General features: G+C 32.7%; 16 protein-coding genes. 12 read left to right on the forward strand and 4 right to left on the reverse strand.

The window, feature by feature from the left end; translation table 11 throughout:
• The first annotated feature begins 233 nt into the window (after positions 1–233).
• Both adhE and G6Z82_RS01970 read left to right on the forward strand, forming a co-directional pair.
• The gene (gene adhE / locus G6Z82_RS01965) at positions 234–2828 is read left to right on the forward strand and encodes a bifunctional acetaldehyde-CoA/alcohol dehydrogenase (RefSeq protein WP_164785741.1); all 2595 of its coding nucleotides are present in this window, start codon (positions 234–236) and stop codon (positions 2826–2828) included.
• A gap of 165 nt (positions 2829–2993) precedes the next feature.
• A complete protein-coding gene (locus G6Z82_RS01970) occupies positions 2994–4193 on the forward strand; it encodes an acetate/propionate family kinase (RefSeq protein ID WP_006735481.1) in 1200 nt (399 codons plus the stop codon).
• A 55-nt stretch (positions 4194–4248) separates the two neighbouring features.
• Here G6Z82_RS01970 and galE read toward each other — a convergent pair whose 3' ends face one another.
• Positions 4249–5238: a UDP-glucose 4-epimerase GalE gene (gene galE, locus G6Z82_RS01975; protein WP_164785742.1), complete on the reverse strand. Its 990-nt coding sequence runs from the start codon at positions 5236–5238 to the stop codon at positions 4249–4251.
• A gap of 162 nt (positions 5239–5400) precedes the next feature.
• Between galE and G6Z82_RS01980 the strand changes: the two genes are divergently transcribed.
• The 6 genes from G6Z82_RS01980 to G6Z82_RS02005 all read left to right on the forward strand — a co-directional run bounded on the left by G6Z82_RS01980 (position 5401) and on the right by G6Z82_RS02005 (position 11509).
• Entirely contained in the window at positions 5401–6495 is a 1095-nt protein-coding gene (locus G6Z82_RS01980) for an ABC transporter ATP-binding protein (RefSeq protein ID WP_164785743.1), read from the forward strand.
• Positions 6495–7358 (forward strand): carbohydrate ABC transporter permease, encoded by an 864-nt coding sequence (locus G6Z82_RS01985; protein ID WP_006732691.1) that lies wholly within the window; start codon positions 6495–6497, stop codon positions 7356–7358. Before G6Z82_RS01980 ends, G6Z82_RS01985 begins: the two co-directional genes overlap by 1 nt.
• 1 nt (position 7359) lies before the next feature.
• A complete protein-coding gene (locus G6Z82_RS01990) occupies positions 7360–8178 on the forward strand; it encodes a carbohydrate ABC transporter permease (protein WP_006732689.1) in 819 nt (272 codons plus the stop codon).
• Positions 8162–9451, forward strand: coding sequence for an MBL fold metallo-hydrolase (locus G6Z82_RS01995; protein WP_006729012.1), 1290 nt, complete (start codon positions 8162–8164; stop codon positions 9449–9451). Before G6Z82_RS01990 ends, G6Z82_RS01995 begins: the two co-directional genes overlap by 17 nt.
• A 38-nt stretch (positions 9452–9489) precedes the next feature.
• Positions 9490–10779, forward strand: coding sequence for an extracellular solute-binding protein (locus tag G6Z82_RS02000; RefSeq protein WP_164785744.1), 1290 nt, complete (start codon positions 9490–9492; stop codon positions 10777–10779).
• 505 nt (positions 10780–11284) lie between these two features.
• Positions 11285–11509, forward strand: coding sequence for a hypothetical protein (locus tag G6Z82_RS02005; RefSeq protein WP_006729014.1), 225 nt, complete (start codon positions 11285–11287; stop codon positions 11507–11509).
• Between the two features lie 6 nt (positions 11510–11515).
• On the opposite strand, the gene G6Z82_RS02010 is transcribed toward G6Z82_RS02005, so the two are convergent.
• The gene (locus G6Z82_RS02010) at positions 11516–12031 is read right to left on the reverse strand and encodes a hypothetical protein (protein ID WP_006729015.1); all 516 of its coding nucleotides are present in this window, start codon (positions 12029–12031) and stop codon (positions 11516–11518) included.
• Positions 12031–12894, reverse strand: coding sequence for a Cof-type HAD-IIB family hydrolase (locus G6Z82_RS02015; protein ID WP_006729016.1), 864 nt, complete (start codon positions 12892–12894; stop codon positions 12031–12033). The genes G6Z82_RS02010 and G6Z82_RS02015 overlap by 1 nt, the downstream gene beginning before the upstream one ends.
• Before the next feature lie 87 nt (positions 12895–12981).
• Here G6Z82_RS02015 and G6Z82_RS02020 point away from each other — a divergent pair, with 87 nt between their 5' ends.
• From G6Z82_RS02020 to tsaE, 3 genes are read left to right on the forward strand one after another with little or no spacing between them, the layout of a single operon-like run.
• Entirely contained in the window at positions 12982–13677 is a 696-nt protein-coding gene (locus G6Z82_RS02020; protein WP_006730657.1) for a uracil-DNA glycosylase, read from the forward strand.
• Positions 13678–13733: 56 nt separating this feature from the next.
• Positions 13734–14714: a phosphate acetyltransferase gene (gene pta / locus G6Z82_RS02025; protein ID WP_164785745.1), complete on the forward strand. Its 981-nt coding sequence runs from the start codon at positions 13734–13736 to the stop codon at positions 14712–14714.
• Positions 14711–15187, forward strand: a complete 477-nt coding sequence (gene tsaE, locus G6Z82_RS02030) for a tRNA (adenosine(37)-N6)-threonylcarbamoyltransferase complex ATPase subunit type 1 TsaE (RefSeq protein ID WP_006736505.1) — start codon at positions 14711–14713, stop codon at positions 15185–15187. Before pta ends, tsaE begins: the two co-directional genes overlap by 4 nt.
• 77 nt (positions 15188–15264) lie before the next feature.
• Here tsaE and G6Z82_RS02035 read toward each other — a convergent pair whose 3' ends face one another.
• Positions 15265–15798 carry a 3'-5' exonuclease gene (locus G6Z82_RS02035; RefSeq protein WP_006734935.1) on the reverse strand — a complete coding sequence of 178 codons (534 nt, stop codon included), beginning with the start codon at positions 15796–15798 and terminating at the stop codon, positions 15265–15267.
• Between the two features lie 113 nt (positions 15799–15911).
• Here G6Z82_RS02035 and murB point away from each other — a divergent pair, with 113 nt between their 5' ends.
• Positions 15912–16826, forward strand: a complete 915-nt coding sequence (murB, locus tag G6Z82_RS02040) for a UDP-N-acetylmuramate dehydrogenase (protein WP_006731171.1) — start codon at positions 15912–15914, stop codon at positions 16824–16826.
• Positions 16827–16838: the final 12 nt, after the last annotated feature.

The following is a 16838-nucleotide window of genomic DNA, read 5'->3' on the forward strand; positions in this document are numbered from 1 at the left end:
ATTATTGTAATATAAATAATATATGATTTCTAGCAACCATCTTAACTAATAAAAGATTGTGAAAACAAAAACAATATATACGCTAAAAAAAGCAATTATAGTAGTAATTGCACTGTTCAAGTCAAATATACATTGTTAATTAATTAACAATGTTATTGTATCTTAGCTACATTGGTAGTATACTCAATTTAGTTGAATAAATTATACAGTGTAGCAAATGAAGGGATTTTTATATGGCTAAAGAAATTGCATCAACAACTAAAAAGGAACAAATAGATGTACAAGCTATGATTGATAGCTACGTAGTACAAGCTCATGTTGCATTAGATAAGATGGCTAATTTTTCACAAGAACAAGTAGATAAAATTTGTGAAGCGATAGCTAAAGTCGGAGAACAAAATAGTTATTTATTGGCTAAGATGGCTGTTGAAGAAACAGGACGCGGTATTGTTGAAGATAAAACAATTAAAAATATGTTTGCCAGTGAAAATATCTGGAATAGCTTGCGTCATGAAAAGACAGTAGGTATCATTTCTGAGGATCCTGAAAGACAATTAATTAAAATAGCTGAACCAGTTGGTGTTATTGCTGGTGTAACGCCTGTAACTAATCCAACATCTACTGTTATTTTTAAGTCGATGATTGCGTTAAAAACACGTAATACAATTATTTTTGGTTTTCATCCGCAAGCTCAAAAATGCTGCGTCAAAACTGCAGAATTAATTCGTGAAGCAGCAATTAAGGCAGGAGCTCCTGATAACTGTATTCAATGGATCGAATATCCAAGTATTGAAGCTACTAATGCTTTAATGACACATCCTAATATTCAAACTATTTTAGCTACTGGTGGTCCTGGCATGGTAAAGGCTGCATATTCTTCTGGTAAGCCGGCATTAGGTGTAGGCCCTGGTAATGGCCCTGCATATATTGAAAAGACAGCTAATTATCAACGTGCTGCTTATGACATTATTTTGTCCAAGACGTTTGATAATGGGATGGTGTGTGCTTCAGAAAATTCTGTAGTTATTGATAAAGACATTTATGATAAAGTCAAAAAAGAATTTGAAGCATGGAATTGTTACTTCTTAAACAAGGAAGAAATTAAAAAGTTTGAAACTACTTTTATTGATCCTCGTCGTGGAACAGTAGCTGGACCTATTGCTGGTAAGTCAGCCTACGAAATAGGTAAACTTTGTGGTGTCGATGTTCCTGAAGATACCAAGGTAATCATTGCTGAATATAGTGGCGTAGGTAAAGAATATCCATTGTCTGCTGAAAAATTATCCCCTGTATTTACTATGTATAAGGTATCAGGAGCAGATGAAGCATTTAAGATTTGTAAAGATCTATTGAGTTATGGCGGACGTGGTCATACTGTTGGTATTCATACTGAAGATAAGGAATTAATTAAGAAGTTTGCTTTAGCAATGTCTGCATGTCGTATTTTAGTCAATACACCAGCTGCTTTAGGTGGTATTGGTGATTTGTACAATAACATGTTGCCGTCCATGACTTTAGGTACTGGCTCATATGGTGCAAATTCTATGTCACATAATATTTCTGCCGCAGATTTATTGAATATTAAGACTGTTGCGATGAGAAGAGACAATATGCAGTGGATAAAGGTTCCAAAGAAGACTTATTTTGAACATAATGCTGCTAATTATTTAAAACATATGCCCGATGTAGAAAAATTTTTTATCGTAACAGATGAAACGGTGGCAGGAAAATACGCAAACCAAATAACTGATATTATCAGTCAAAGATTAGGTAAAAAAAGTTATGAAGTTTTCCAGGCTGTTAAAGAACATCCAACAACTGATGTTATTTTAGATGGTGTTCATCGAATGAATATTTTTAAGCCTGACGCTATTGTAGCCTTGGGTGGCGGATCTGTTATGGATGCTGCTAAGATTATGCGATTATTTTACGAAAATCCTGACATGACTTTAGAAGACTCATATCAAAAATTTATTGATATTCGTAAGAGAGTTGTTCGCTTTCCTAAAACAAATATGGTGCAATTAGTATGTATACCAACCACTTCAGGTACTGGTTCAGAAGTATCACCATTTGCTATTATTAAAGATACACAAACTGGTATTAAACATACTTTATGTGATTATTCATTAAATCCTGATGTTGCAATTGTTGATGACAATTTTGTCGAAACCCTTCCTGCAAAATTAGTTGCTAATTCAGGTATGGAAGCATTAGCACATGCAATGGAGAGTTATGTATCAACGATGGCTACTGACTTTACACGTGGTTGGTCTATGGAAGCAATTAAGTTAATTTTTGCTAATTTAGAAAAATCATATAAAGGTGATCAAGCAGCACGTAGTAAAATGCATAATGCATCTACCTTAGCTGGTATGGCTTATGCCAATGCCTTCTTAGGAGTAGGACATGCAATTGCTCATACTTTAGGATCTACTTTTAATATTCCTTCAGGATTGAGTGATGCGATTACGATGCCATATGTAATCAAATTTAATGCACAACGTCCACGTAAATTACCTATTAGACCACATTATTCAGTCTTTAGAGCTGATAAAGATTATGCTGAAATTGCACGTAGCTTAGGTATTCAAGGAAAAAATGATCAAGAATTAGTTGATGGTTTAATTAATAAATTTGTTGAATTGGCAAAATCAATTAATATGACGCTTAATTTAAAAGACAATGGCGTTTCAGAGGCCGACTTTAATAATAAAGTTGAACAATTAGCTGTTGAAGCTTACGGTGATCAAAATATAGTTACCAATCCATCCGCACCTTTAATTAAGCAAATTGAACAGTTAATGAAAAAAATCTATGTCGGTTAATTTTTTTCAGTAAATATAAAGGAGCTACCATTGTGTAAGGCAATTGGTGGCTTTTTTGTTGGTATCTTAATTTATATAAAAAACTTAACCAATGCTTAAGAAAAACATTAACTTTTTACTTGATAATATAATGTGTGAAATTATGAGGAGAGATAGAGATATAATATGAAAAAAATACTTGCAATTAATTCTGGTAGTTCGTCATTTAAATACAAGTTGTTTAATTATCCATCTGAAGAAGTTGTTGCTCAAGGTCAAGCACAAAGGATAGGATTAGCTGGTTCTACCTTTTCGTTGAAATTAGCCGATGGTAGTAAGTATGAATCTGAAATTAAGATTCCTGATCATAAAACTGCGATTCAATTATTATTAACGTGGTTGCCTAAGTATAATGTTATTAATGATTTAAAAGAAATTGCGGGTATAGGTCACCGAGTAGTGGCAGGTGGAGAAATCTTTTCTGAAAGTGCTTTGATTGATAAAGAAAAGTTGCAACAAATTTATGATTTATCTGACTACGCACCTTTACATAATCCTTATGAAGCTGATGGCATTAGGGACTTTATGCAATTATTACCAGGAGTACCACAAGTAGCTGTATTTGATACTTCATTTCATCATACATTGGATCCAGTACACTATTTATATTCATTGCCTTATAAGTATTATGAAAAATACCGTGCTAGAAAATATGGAGCTCATGGAACATCAGTCCGATATGTCTCACATCGAGCAGCTGAACTTTTAAATAAGCCGCTTAATACGTTAAAGATGATTGTTTGCCATTTAGGCAATGGTGCTTCCATAACTGCAATTAAAGATGGTAAATCATATGATACGTCTATGGGCTTTAGCCCTGTAGCAGGAATTACGATGTCAACACGTAGTGGAGATATTGATCCTTCAGTTTTACAATATGTGATGAAAAAAGAAAATATTAGTGATTTTAATAAGATGATTAATATATTAAATAATAAATCAGGTATTTTAGGTATATCTGATTATTCTCCAGATATGCGAGATATTCGAAAAAGAGCTGCTGCAGGTGATGTCAAAGCAAAGTTGGCTAAAGATATTTTCGTTAATCGAATTATTAAATATATTGGTTCTTATTACGTGGATATGGGCGGTTTAGACGCTTTAGTGTTTACTGCTGGAATAGGTGAAAATGAATCATTATATCGCCAAGCTATTGTTGACAAATTGTCAGTTTTAGGATTGAAGATTGATGAAAAAGCAAATTCAGTCAATGGTGAAAAAGTTATATCGGCTGTCGATTCAAAAGCCAAGATACTTATTATTCCTACAAATGAAGAATTAGTTATTGCTAGGGATGTAGTTCGTTTAGCTAAGATTAATAAATAAGAGATATTTTTTCGTAAATAAAAGGAACAATCACATTGATGTGATTGTTCCTTTTTTAGTCTTCAAATCCATTAGGATGTTTTTGATGCCATTTCCATGCAGAAGCAATAATATTATCGATATTTTCATGTTTAGGTTGCCAGCCTAAAATGGTTCTAGCTTTAGTAGAATCAGCTACTAGCGAATCAGGGTCGCCGCCTCTACGTGGTCCAAATTTGTAGGGAATATCTGTCGCAGTAATCCGTTTTGCACATTCCAGAATTTCCAAATTTGAATATCCATGTGCTGTTCCTAAATTAAATACATCTGATAGATTAGTTTTTATCAGATGTTGTAAAGCTAGAATATGTGCATCGATTAAATCTTCAATCTCAACATAATCACGGACATTGGTACCATCGAGAGTTTGGTAATCATTACCATAAATTGTAAATATTTTGTCATGACTATCAGCACATTTTAAAATATTTGGAATGAGATGAGATTCTGTTCTATGGTCTTCACCGATCGTGCCATCATTGGCAGCTCCAGCAACATTAAAATAACGCAAAGCGATGGATTTAATATTATTAGCTTTATCTGCCCATAACATCATCTTTTCCATCATCATTTTGGTTTCACCATAAGGATTAATCGGTTTTAATGGTGCCTCTTCAGTAATTGGTAGTTTTTCAGGTATTCCATAAGTTGCAGCTGACGATGAAAAGATAAGATATTTAACTTTAGCATCATTCATAGCATTTAGTAGCGAAATCATACCAGTAATATTATTTTGATAATATAATAGTGGCTTTTGAACTGACTCTGATACTAATGAATAAGCTGCAAAATGCATAACAGCGTCAATTTTTTCATTTCTTAAAATCTTTGAAACTAAAAAAGTATTTAATAAATCAACTTGATAAAACTTAGCTCGGGGATCAATTGCCTTGCGATGACCTGTAATTAGATTATCGAGAACGACTACATGATAATCTGAATCAAGTAATTTACGAACAGCATGTGAACCTATGTATCCAGCTCCACCAATAACTAATATGTTCATATAAAATACCCTCTTTCTTACTATGAATCGGATTGTAACATATTATATCAAAATTTAAAATAGTGGATTATTAAAAGATTTTTATTACAAATTAAATTGTTTTTTTTGCTAAAATATCTTACAATTCCTTTAGAAGATAATTTAATATACAGCGAGAGAACAATGAACGAAGATAATTTTATACAGATAAAAAACCTGAAAATGGTATACGAAAACGGATATCAAGCAATATCAGATATAAGTTTCACGGTTAAAAAAGGCGAGTTAGTTTGCTTATTAGGACCTAGTGGTTGTGGTAAAACGACAACTTTGAATATGGTTGCCGGCTTATTGAATCCTACTGGTGGTGATATTCTAGTAGATGGTAAGTCAGTTTTGAATGTAGCACCTAAAGATAGAAATATAGGCTACGTGTTTCAAAATTATGCCTTATATCCACATATGACAGTTTTACAAAATGTTATGTTTCCTATGACTGTAGGTAAGAATAAGAAGAGCAAAGAAGAAGCTAAACAGATTGCTGAACGTTTTATGCGATTAACTCATATTGAAGAATATGCTAATCAAAAGCCAGGTAAATTATCAGGTGGGCAACAACAACGTGTTTCTATAGCTAGAGCTTTAGTTCAACAGCCTAAGATCTTGTTGATGGATGAACCTTTGAGTAATTTGGATGCACGCTTAAGATTGAAAATTAGAGAAGAAATTCGTGCACTTGTAAAGAAAGTTGGAATCACTACTTTATTTGTTACTCATGATCAAGAAGAAGCATTGTCCATTGGCGATAAGATTATTTTATTTAATGAGGGAGTTATTCAGCAGGATGCTGCAAGTTATGAGATATATTTAAATCCTGCTAATCAGTTTGTTGCTAATTTTATTGGTAATCCTGTTGTTGATAATTTTAATGTAGAAGTATCGGATGGAAAAGTTATAGGAGATGGTTTTGAGATACCACTTTCTGCTTTTGATTCTGATAGATTTAAGAAAAATATTACTGATGGCGTTTATACTTTGAGCTTGAGACCTGAAAATGTTTTTCCGGTTGACAATCAAGCAGATGGATTTTTCACTTGCAAAATTGATGATATTGAATTGATAGGGCGAGAACGCATCCTCAAATTTACAATTAATGGCTTAGGACAACGGTCTTTGGTTAAAGTTGAAGCAAATGTGGAGCCTGGTGATGAAATCTGTTTTGGATTAAACCTCGATCGTGCGTTTATATTTGATAATAATGGGGAGCGAATATATTAATGGAAAATAATCAAAAAAAGGCTTGGTTATTTTTGCTACCAGCGATTATATCTGTAACAATCTTTAGTATTTGGCCAATTATTAGAGCATTTATTATCAGTTTTCAGGGTGGCCCGTTAATTTGTTTAAATTTCAATGGGATAGAAAACTATAAATATATATTTGCTGATACCGACTTTTGGAATTCATTGATCAATACTGCTATCTATGCATTTATGACTGTGCCGATTGCATTAGCGATTGCATTAGCGTTAGCTTGGTTTGTATTTTCTAAAATAAAACATCAGAGCTTTTTTGAAGCAATGTTTTTTATGCCTTATGTTACTAGTACAATTGCTACTGGTATTGTTTTTAGATACATCTTTAATGGTAAATATGGGTTGTTGGATTTTGTTTTAAAAATGTTACATTTACCAGCACCAGATTGGTTAGATGATCCAAGCATGAGCCTTATTTCATTAATTATTTTTGGTATATGGTCTTCGCTAGCATTTAATATTGTTATATTAATAGGTGCTTTGCGTAATATTGACCCTAATTATTATGTCTTAGCTGATATGTATGGTGCTAATGAAAGTGAAAAGTTTTGGCGTATTACCATTCCACAACTATTTCCAACTTTAGCATTTTTGTTAACAGTTAACTTAATAGGTGCCTTTAAAGTTTATACACAAGTGTTTGCCTTATTTAATGGTTCAGCTGGACAAGGTAATTCGGCGATTACGTCCGTTTTCTATATTTATAATAAATTTCAAGTTGCTAATACACCAGGAGTTGCGATGGCAGCGACTGTATGTTTATTCTTGTTTATTTTATTTATAACATGTCTGCAACGTAAGTTAATGAAGAGAGTGAACAGTTAGCATGAAAAAAATTAAAACAGTATTTATTTATATTTTTGTAACATTTTTTGCTATTATTACAGTCTTCCCCTTCATTTATATGATTTTTGGTGGACTGATGACATATGAAGAAACTACACGTATACCGCCTACTTTTGTACCGGGTAGTTTTAAGATTAGTAATTACCTAGCAGTATTTAATCAAGCTCCTTTTGCGAGATACTTTTTTAATACCTTCGTGACTGCAACTACGACTACAGTTGTAAGTTTATTCACTTCGATTTTGGGAGCATTTGCGATGGCAAACCTAAAATTTAAAGGGAAAGGTTTAATTAAAATTATATTGATATCATTATTAATGGTACCAGGTGAGGCAATTATTTTTACTAACTATACTACTATTATGAGTATGGGATTGATTAATACATACATAGGTTTAGTTATACCTTTTTTAACATCTATATTTTATATGTACTATTTGCAAAGTTATTTCAAATCAATTACGCCAACCGTGTATAAAGCTGCAATGATTGATGGAGCTAGTGATTGGGAGTATATTTGGCGAATTTTAGTGCCAATGTCTAAAAGTGGCTTAATTACTGTTGCATTATTGAGTTTTATCTCAGGTTGGAATGCTTTCTTGTGGCCATTATTAGTTACTAACGAGTCAGATATGCGTTTGTTAAATAATGGATTAGCAGCATTTGCTACAGAAGCTGGTTCACAAACGCAATTGCAATTAGCAGCTGCGACTTTAATCGTGTTACCAATCTTAATTGTTTACTTTGTATTTAGAAAGCAAATTATACGTGGAGTTGTAAATCATGAATTTAAAGCATAAAACAAAAGTTACATTTTACAATGGCTTAACCACTATTGGTGGACCAATGATTGAAGTGGCTTATAATGATTCTCATGTTTTATTTGACTTAGGAGAAGTGTTTAAACCAGACTTAGAATTGGCGGATGAAAGTTTTCAAACCTTAATCGATAATCAATTAATCGGTGATGTGCCTGATTTTTACGATTATCATTTAACAGGCAAGAAATTGTCCGATAGTCATTGGAAAGCTAGTGCAGCCTATATATCACATGTACATTTAGATCATAGTAAAGCCCTTAATTTATTAGATGAGTCTGTTAAATTATATACAGGTCCAATTACTGCTAGTATGTTGCCAGTTTTAAATAAAGATGGCAATTATTTATTACCTGCAGCTGGAAAACCTAAAAATTACACTCGCCCGATAATAGCTGCTGATTTGAATGTGCCAATTAAAGTAGGTGATATTACATTAGAAATTGTTCCTAGTGATCATGATGCGTATGGTGCAACAGGGCTAATTATTAAAACTCCTGATAAAAAAATTGCTTATACTGGTGATATTAGATTGCATGGTTATCACCCAGAATGGGTAGAAGCTTTTATGCATAAAGGACACGGCTGTGATATGTTGATTATTGAATCTACTGCCTTGTCTTGGCCTAATGAGAACCATAGCGAAGAATTTACTGGACCTAAAAATGAAGATGAATTGATTGATAGGATTGTTCAATATCAGATAGATAATCCAAAGCGACAAATCACCTTTAATACTTATATTTCTAATGTAGAAAGAATTCTTCGAATTATTAAAGATTCGCCTAGAAAAGTTGTCCTTTCTGCCAAAAGAGCCGAATTTTTGAAATTGTCAATTGGTGTTGATGTAGCATACTATTACTTGCCTGGTGAAGAGATAATTCCAATTTTGCGTTCAGATTTAGAAGTTAATTATAATACTTTATTAGCTGATGAAAGTGAATTCTTATGGCAAGCTGTAGCTGATTTTGATAAGTTAAAGAGTGGTAGTTTGTATATCCATAGTAATGCAGAACCATTAGGTAGCTTTGATCCTGCTTATCAGCCATTTGTTGATACATTAGAACAACATCAGGTAGAAGTTGTGATGCTGCGCTGTTCTGGTCATGCCAGTGCATCAGCATTAGAAAAAATAATACGTGGGTTTGAACCAAATGTTTTGGTACCCGTTCATTCAATGCATCCAGAACTTTTGGAGAATCCATGTGGAAGTCGTCTTTTACCCGAACGTAATCAAGTATTTACATTTGAGTAAAATTGTTGTTGTTTTCGTTTTGTTTATTGGGAGGACATATGAAATTTACCAAAAAGTTAGCTACTTTGGCAGTAACTGCTTTAGCTGTAGTATCATTGACAGCATGTTCAAATAAGAGGAGCAATTCTAGTGCTAAGATACCAACTAAGATTAGTAAAAAGACTACTGTTGTTTTCTGGCATGGTATGGTTGGTGGCCAAGAAAAGGCTTTAAAGAGCATGGCTAAGGAGTTTGAAGCTAAGAATCCTAAGATTCATATTAAGCTTGAAAATCAAGGAAAGTATTCTGATTTACAAGCTAAGATTAATTCAACTCTACAATCACCTAAAAATTTACCAACAATTAGTCAGGCATATCCAGGTTGGTTGTTAGTAGCAGCACAAGCTAAGAAATTAGTTGATATGAAACCATATATTACCAATTCAAAGATTGGATGGGGATCTGTTACTAAGAGTGACATTAGAGCTGACTTGTTAAAAGGTGCTCAAATTAAGGGAGTACAATATGGTATACCATTTAATAAGTCAATTGAAGTATTACTTTACAACAAAGATTTATTAAAGAAATATGGCGTAAAAGTTCCTAAGAATATGGCTGAATTGAAAAAAGCAGCTAAAGTTATTTACAAGAAGAGTGATCACAAGGTTGTAGGTGCAGGTTTTGACTCACTTTCTAACTATTATGCTTTAGGTATGAAAGAAAAAGGTCATGATTTCAATAATAAGATTGACTTTACTAGTTCTGATTCCAAGAGCATTATTGATTTCTACGCTAATGGTATTAAGGATGGTTACTTCCAAACTGCAGGTTCAGCTGGCTATCTCTCAGGAGATTTCTCTAACCAAAAACTTGCGATGTATGTAGGTTCTTCTGCAGGTGAATGTTTCGTTAAAATGGGTGTAGGCAAAAAGTTTGAATACGGTGTTGCACCTCGTCCATCAGAATACAATATCGCACAAGGTACAGATATTTACATGTTTGATAGTGCAAGTGCCGATCAAAAGGCTGCTGCATTTATGTTTATTAAGTTCTTGTTAACAAAAGAAAATCAACTTGCATGGGCTGATAAGACTGGATATATTCCTGTAACAAATACAGTGATTTCTTCAGAAGCATATAAGGAATCAAAGAAGACCAAGATGCCACCAATTTTGACTAAGGCAATGGCCAACTTATATAGTGTTCCTGTTGTTAAGAATAGTAACGCTGCATATGCTGCTGTAAACACTGAATTACAGGCTGTGTTTGCCCAAGCTAAAAAGCACAAAGATTGGTCCGAAAATATTAAAAAGGGTCAACATAAGATTGATAGTGCTTGGAAACAATAATTATTATAAAAAGGGATGTTATGCATCCCTTTTTTATTTTTTGACAAATTTAATAAATAAATACTCTTTTTTTGACAAAACTAAATTAGTGTCAATAAGATATTGATATAGTTTGCTTATATTGCTACTATAATAGCGTTGGTAATATTAATTTGGGAGGTAGATTTTTATAGAAACCTGTTTTATTAAACAAGTCGAAATCTTTTATAAGGAATTATCCAGTAGGGCAAATTATAATTGCTCCATAAAGCATTTATGTCAGCGTAGTAATATTTCTAGACAAACATTTTATAATAAGTATAAAACGTTAAGTAATTTTGCTGCCATTTGTGTACAAGCCAAAATTAAAAGCTTCTATGCAGATAAGCAACATCTTGATTTAGATAAAAAGATAGCTTTGGGACTACGTTTTGTTAAAGATGAAAAAATATTCTTCGCCAATGTTATTAGATTGTGTAAGAAAAAATGCTTATGCTTAACTTTGGAAGAATATTTGTATAATATAATGAAAAAAGAACTAGGAGATAAGTGTGAGATATCTGAGCATTCTTTGAGGAAGAGTGTCAAGCAATTATATGATTCAATATATAAATGGCTGGATCATGGTTGTTTAAGAGGTGTTGATAACTTTATTGATGATATTCAAAATATAGCGGACTATTTTGAATTTATGTCTAGTGTGGTAGATGTTAAACCGCTGTGGTTAAAGTCATTACAACCAAAAAAATAACTTTGATTATGCTTGCAGTTGTGGATTTGTTAATATTTTTAAGTTTGGTAAATGCAGGGTAGATACGTGTAATTTTGTAATCAAGATAGCTGTTAGCAAAATGTACGTAGGATCTATGTTATCTTTAATATCGCAACTAATAGTTATATCATTAGACTTAATAGCAATAAAAATTGTTGCTATTTTTTTTATACCTTTGTAGCAATAAAATTGTTGATTTTTAACATTACCATATGCCCAATAACATAAATGAGCAGCAAATAAGACCTCTTTGTATCCTAGATTAACAGTAGTTATATTAATAGGGGCATTGTCTTTGATTTTAATGTAATATTTTGAATTGGGGCATTTTTTATCATGGTATAAACGACCTATCTCCTCATTATTTTTTGTTTTAAGTATTATCATTTGGCTGAGAGTATTTAAACAACCACAAATAAAGTAAGAAATTTCATGATATTGATTAGTTACTTCGAATTGATTTTGAAAAATATTATTAACCAAATGTATTTGATATAACATTAATTATCACCTAGAAATTCATAGATTGCATGAGCCACTCCATCTTCGGTGTTTTTTAGTGTGATATGTTTAGCAAGTGCTTTTATTTCATCAACTGCATTGCCCATAGCTACGCTAACGCCTGCTCGTTCAATCATAGACTTATCATTCAGATTATCTCCAATAGCCATAACTTGGTTTGTTGATATCCCTTTCATTTTTGCATAGTGCATTAATGCAATTCCTTTTTGTGCATTTTTATGATTGATTTCAATATTAGTATTGGAACTGGAAGTAATAACCAGATCTCCTAGTTGCAATAATTTTTTACTTACTTGATCAAAGGTTGCACCATCTGGTTTAAATGCTAAAAATTTCATGACTTTGAAATTAGGTAAATTAAGCAAGTTTGAATAATTATCAACGAATGATATGCCCATAATTTGTTCTGAGCCGCTGGAGAGGGGAACAGCATGTTTGAAATCTAGATTTTGGTTTAAGTCTACTAAAAGATTAGAAACATTAGTAATACGTTCCAATTTTGAATTTGAATAAACATTGTCAGCAGATACAATTTCAAAATAATAGCCACTTTCATTTAAAATCTTTATGATTTCTTTGCTTTTTTCTGTAGGAATATCTTGTTCAAAAACTAAATGTCCTTCAGTGTTGTAAAGCATAGCCCCATTTAAATTAATATAGCCAACTTTGATTCCTGCATTGGCTAATAATTTAGCAGATTCCAATTTGCTCCGACCAGTTGCAATTAAAAATTCAACGCCCTTTTTTTGAGCATATTTTATAGCTTTGATATTTTCAGCAGAAATTTGCATTTTTTCATTAAGTAAGGTACCATCCATGTCGCTAGCAATCAATTTAATCATAATATTCCTCCATATATTTCTCAATCATTATGATATCATGAAATTAGGTTATTTTTTAGAATAGAAAGATTGATTTTAATTATTAAGATGAAAAAATTTATTGGGAATGATTGGGATCAAATATTAGATCCTATATTTGAGAGTGATAAGTATCGCCAATTACATGAATTTATCAAGCATGAATATAGTACTAAGGTAATTTATCCAGATATGTATCACATTTATACAGCATTTAAGCTGACACCTTTTTATAAAACTAAGGTGGTGATTTTGGGACAGGATCCATATCATAATCCTCAACAGGCAACGGGTATGAGTTTTAGTGTTAATCCAGGAGTTGCATTACCCCCTTCGTTACGTAATATCTATAAAGAATTGCATAATGATGTTGGAGCTAAGATAGTTAATCATGGCTACTTAAAAAAGTGGGCCGATCAAGGGGTGTTATTGTTAAACGCAGTCCTGACGGTCCCATATGGTAAGGCGAATGGACATCAAGGAAAAGGCTGGGAATTTGTTACTGATCAAGCGATTAAGTCTTTAAGTGATCGAGGAGGAGTTGTATTTATTTTATGGGGTAAATTTGCTCAAAATAAAATACCACTGATTGATGTCAATAAAAATTTCATTTTAAAATCAGCACACCCTAGTCCACTATCTGCTAGTTATGGATTTTTTGGCTCGCATCCTTTTTCTAAATGTAATGAATTATTAAAAAAATTAGGGGAAAGCCCTATAGATTGGCAATTACCAGAATCGGTTGCACCTAATGATGTTGTTTAATTATAATATGATATGATATATAGCATAGTTATGATGAGGGAGGAAAATTAAATCAGATGAAAGTATTTGATATCTTAAAACAAAAGGCATTATCTTGTGAACAAAGTATTGTTTTTCCAGAAGGTAATGATTTAAGAGTTTTGGAGGCAGTTTGTCGACTTAAATCAGAAAGAATGGTTAATCCTATTTTATTAGGGGATGTTGACGAAATAACTAAATTGGCTCAGCAAAACAATTTAAATTTGACGGATATTCGAATTATTAATCCTTTAACTTATAATCAAATCGATGAGATGATTGATGCCTTGGTCAAACGTCGTAATGGCAAGAATACTGCACAAGAAGCTGCAGAAATGCTCAAACATGGTTCTTATTTTGGAACGATGTTGGTATATTTACATAAAGCTGCTGGAATGGTATCGGGAGCAGCTCATTCTACTGCCGATACAGTTAGACCAGCATTGCAAATTATTAAAACTTTACCAGGTATGTCTCGTGTGTCGGGTGCAATGATTATGGAAAGAGAAACGGAGAAATATATATTTTCTGATTGTGCTATTAATATTGATCCAGATGCACAAACTCTAGCTGAAATCGCATATCAATCATACTTAACAGCTAAAATGATTGGATTAGATCCTAAAGTTGCTATGCTAAGTTTTTCTACCAAAGGATCTGCTAAGGGACCTATGATAGACAAAGTGATTCAAGCAACTAAACTCGTGCATGAAAATCATCCAGAAGTAAAAATTGATGGTGAGTTACAATTTGATGCGGCTTTTGTAGCTAATGTTGCTGCCAAAAAAGCTCCTAATTCTGAAGTTGCTGGTAAAGCTAATGTTTTTGTATTTCCTGAGTTACAATCAGGAAATATTGGTTACAAAATTGCACAAAGGTTGGGTAATTTTACGGCAGTTGGTCCAGTTTTGCAAGGACTAGCAGCTCCAATCAATGATTTGTCACGTGGTTGCTCGGCAAATGACGTTTATTTAGCAGGAATTTTAACAGCTGTACAAGCAATTGAGGCTAAAAAATGAAATTATTAATTACTTCTGATCATGAAATGCAAGAGCTCGGGCAGATTTTAGGAACGCATGCAGTAGCAGGAAATATATTGCTACTAACTGGTGATCTAGGGGCTGGTAAAACCACTTTAACTAAAGGAATTGCCAAAGCTCTAGGCATTAAAAGACCCGTAAAAAGTCCTACTTATACAATAGTTCGTGAATATAAGGAAGGAAAATTACCATTGTTTCATATGGATATGTATCGCTTAAAAGATGGTGATCTCTCGAGTATTGATTTGAATGATTATTTTGAACAAAATGGAGTAATTGTGATTGAATGGCCGGAGTTTGTGATGGATAATTTACCAGCTGATTATTTAAAAATTAATATCGCACGAATTGATGATACTTGGGATTCAACTAAACGAAGTCTAGTATTAACTAGTAGCGGAAAAAATAGCAATATCTGGCTAAATAAAATTTTACCTGATATCGAAAAATAGAAGTTTTAAAGATTAACAGCATGTATGTGTCGTTAATCTTTTTTTGTAGATATTTTTATACCGATAAATTGGATAGTTTATATGTATTTAATAAAGTTCTTGATTTGTTCATCACCAAACTGTTGATTTTGTTTAATCAAGATTTCAGCACATGCTTCACTATCACTTAATGCATTATGATGATGCCATAAATCAATATTTAATTGATTGGATACAGTGTCCAAACGATAATTTTTTAAATTTGGCATCAATGCTCTACTTGTAGCTAAGGTATCAATGGTAAGATAGTGTGGTTCGGCAATATTATATTTTTTCAAAGATTTTTTCATGACATTACAGTCAAAACGTGCATTATGAGCTACAACCAGCATACCAGGTTGAAATAATAATCTTATTTTTGGCCAAACTTCGTTCATGGTTGGTGCATCTTTTACATCATTAGCTGTTATACCATGAATTTTAATATTATTTTTATCAAAAGGCATTTGTGGATTAATTACAGTATAAAAACTGTCAATAATTTTATTATCTCTAACTAAAACTAAGGCTAGTGAACAAGCACTATCATAATGACGATTAGCTGTTTCAAAGTCCATTGCAGTGAAATTCATAAATATTCTCCAATGTAAACAAACAAATTTAAGTTCAGTATAACATATAGTAGAAAAAAGAGTTGTTTTTGCGTTATTATAATTAATGTAATAAAAGATGGGGGTGGCGACAAATGAATTTGATGACTTTAAGGCAACAAGGAATTGATATTCAACAGAATATACCGTTAAGCCGCTTTACTTTTACCAAAACAGGTGGACCAGCTGAATTTTTAGCTTTTCCTAAAAATTTGCCGGAATTAGAATTATTAGTAAAAAGCGTTCGTCAGGAAAATATGCAATTAACTGTAATTGGTAATGCATCGAATTTGATTATCAAAGACGGTGGTATTGATGGATTAGTGATCATTTTAACCAAAATGAATCAAATTATTGCTAATGAATCCGATTGCACTATAAGTGCACAAGCTGGTGCAACGATTATTAATACGTCTAATGCTGCTAGGGATGCTGGCTTAACTGGGTTAGAGTTTGCAGCAGGTATTCCAGGTAGCGTCGGTGGTGCCGTATTTATGAATGCTGGAGCTTATGATGGAGAAACTGAAAATGTGATTAAATCGGTTAAAGTTTTAACTAGAGATGGTGTCTTTAAAACTTATACGCATGATGAAATGCAATTTGGTTATCGCCATTCAATTGTACAAGATACTGGTGATATTGTTGTTAGTGCTACATTTGGATTAAAAGCGGGCGAAAAGAAAGCTATTGCGGATAGAATGAAATATCTAAATGATTTGCGACGTGCTAAGCAGCCCTTAGAATATCCATCATGTGGTAGTGTCTTTAAACGTCCTAAAGGTCATTTTGTAGGACCGATGATTATAGAAGCTGGTTTGCAAGGTACAAGAATTGGTGGAGCTGAAGATTCTAAAAAACACGCTGGTTTTATAATTAATGTTGGTGGGGCTACTGCTACTGATTATTTAAATTTAATTCACTTAATTCAAAAAGTTATCAAAGAAAAATTTGATGTCGATTTACAAACAGAAGTTAGAATTATTGGCAAGGAAAAGAGAATAGATGATTAATTAGAGACTGCA

Origin of the sequence: Lactobacillus iners, from assembly GCF_011058775.1 — a bacterium.
Taxonomy (GTDB): domain Bacteria; phylum Bacillota; class Bacilli; order Lactobacillales; family Lactobacillaceae; genus Lactobacillus; species Lactobacillus iners.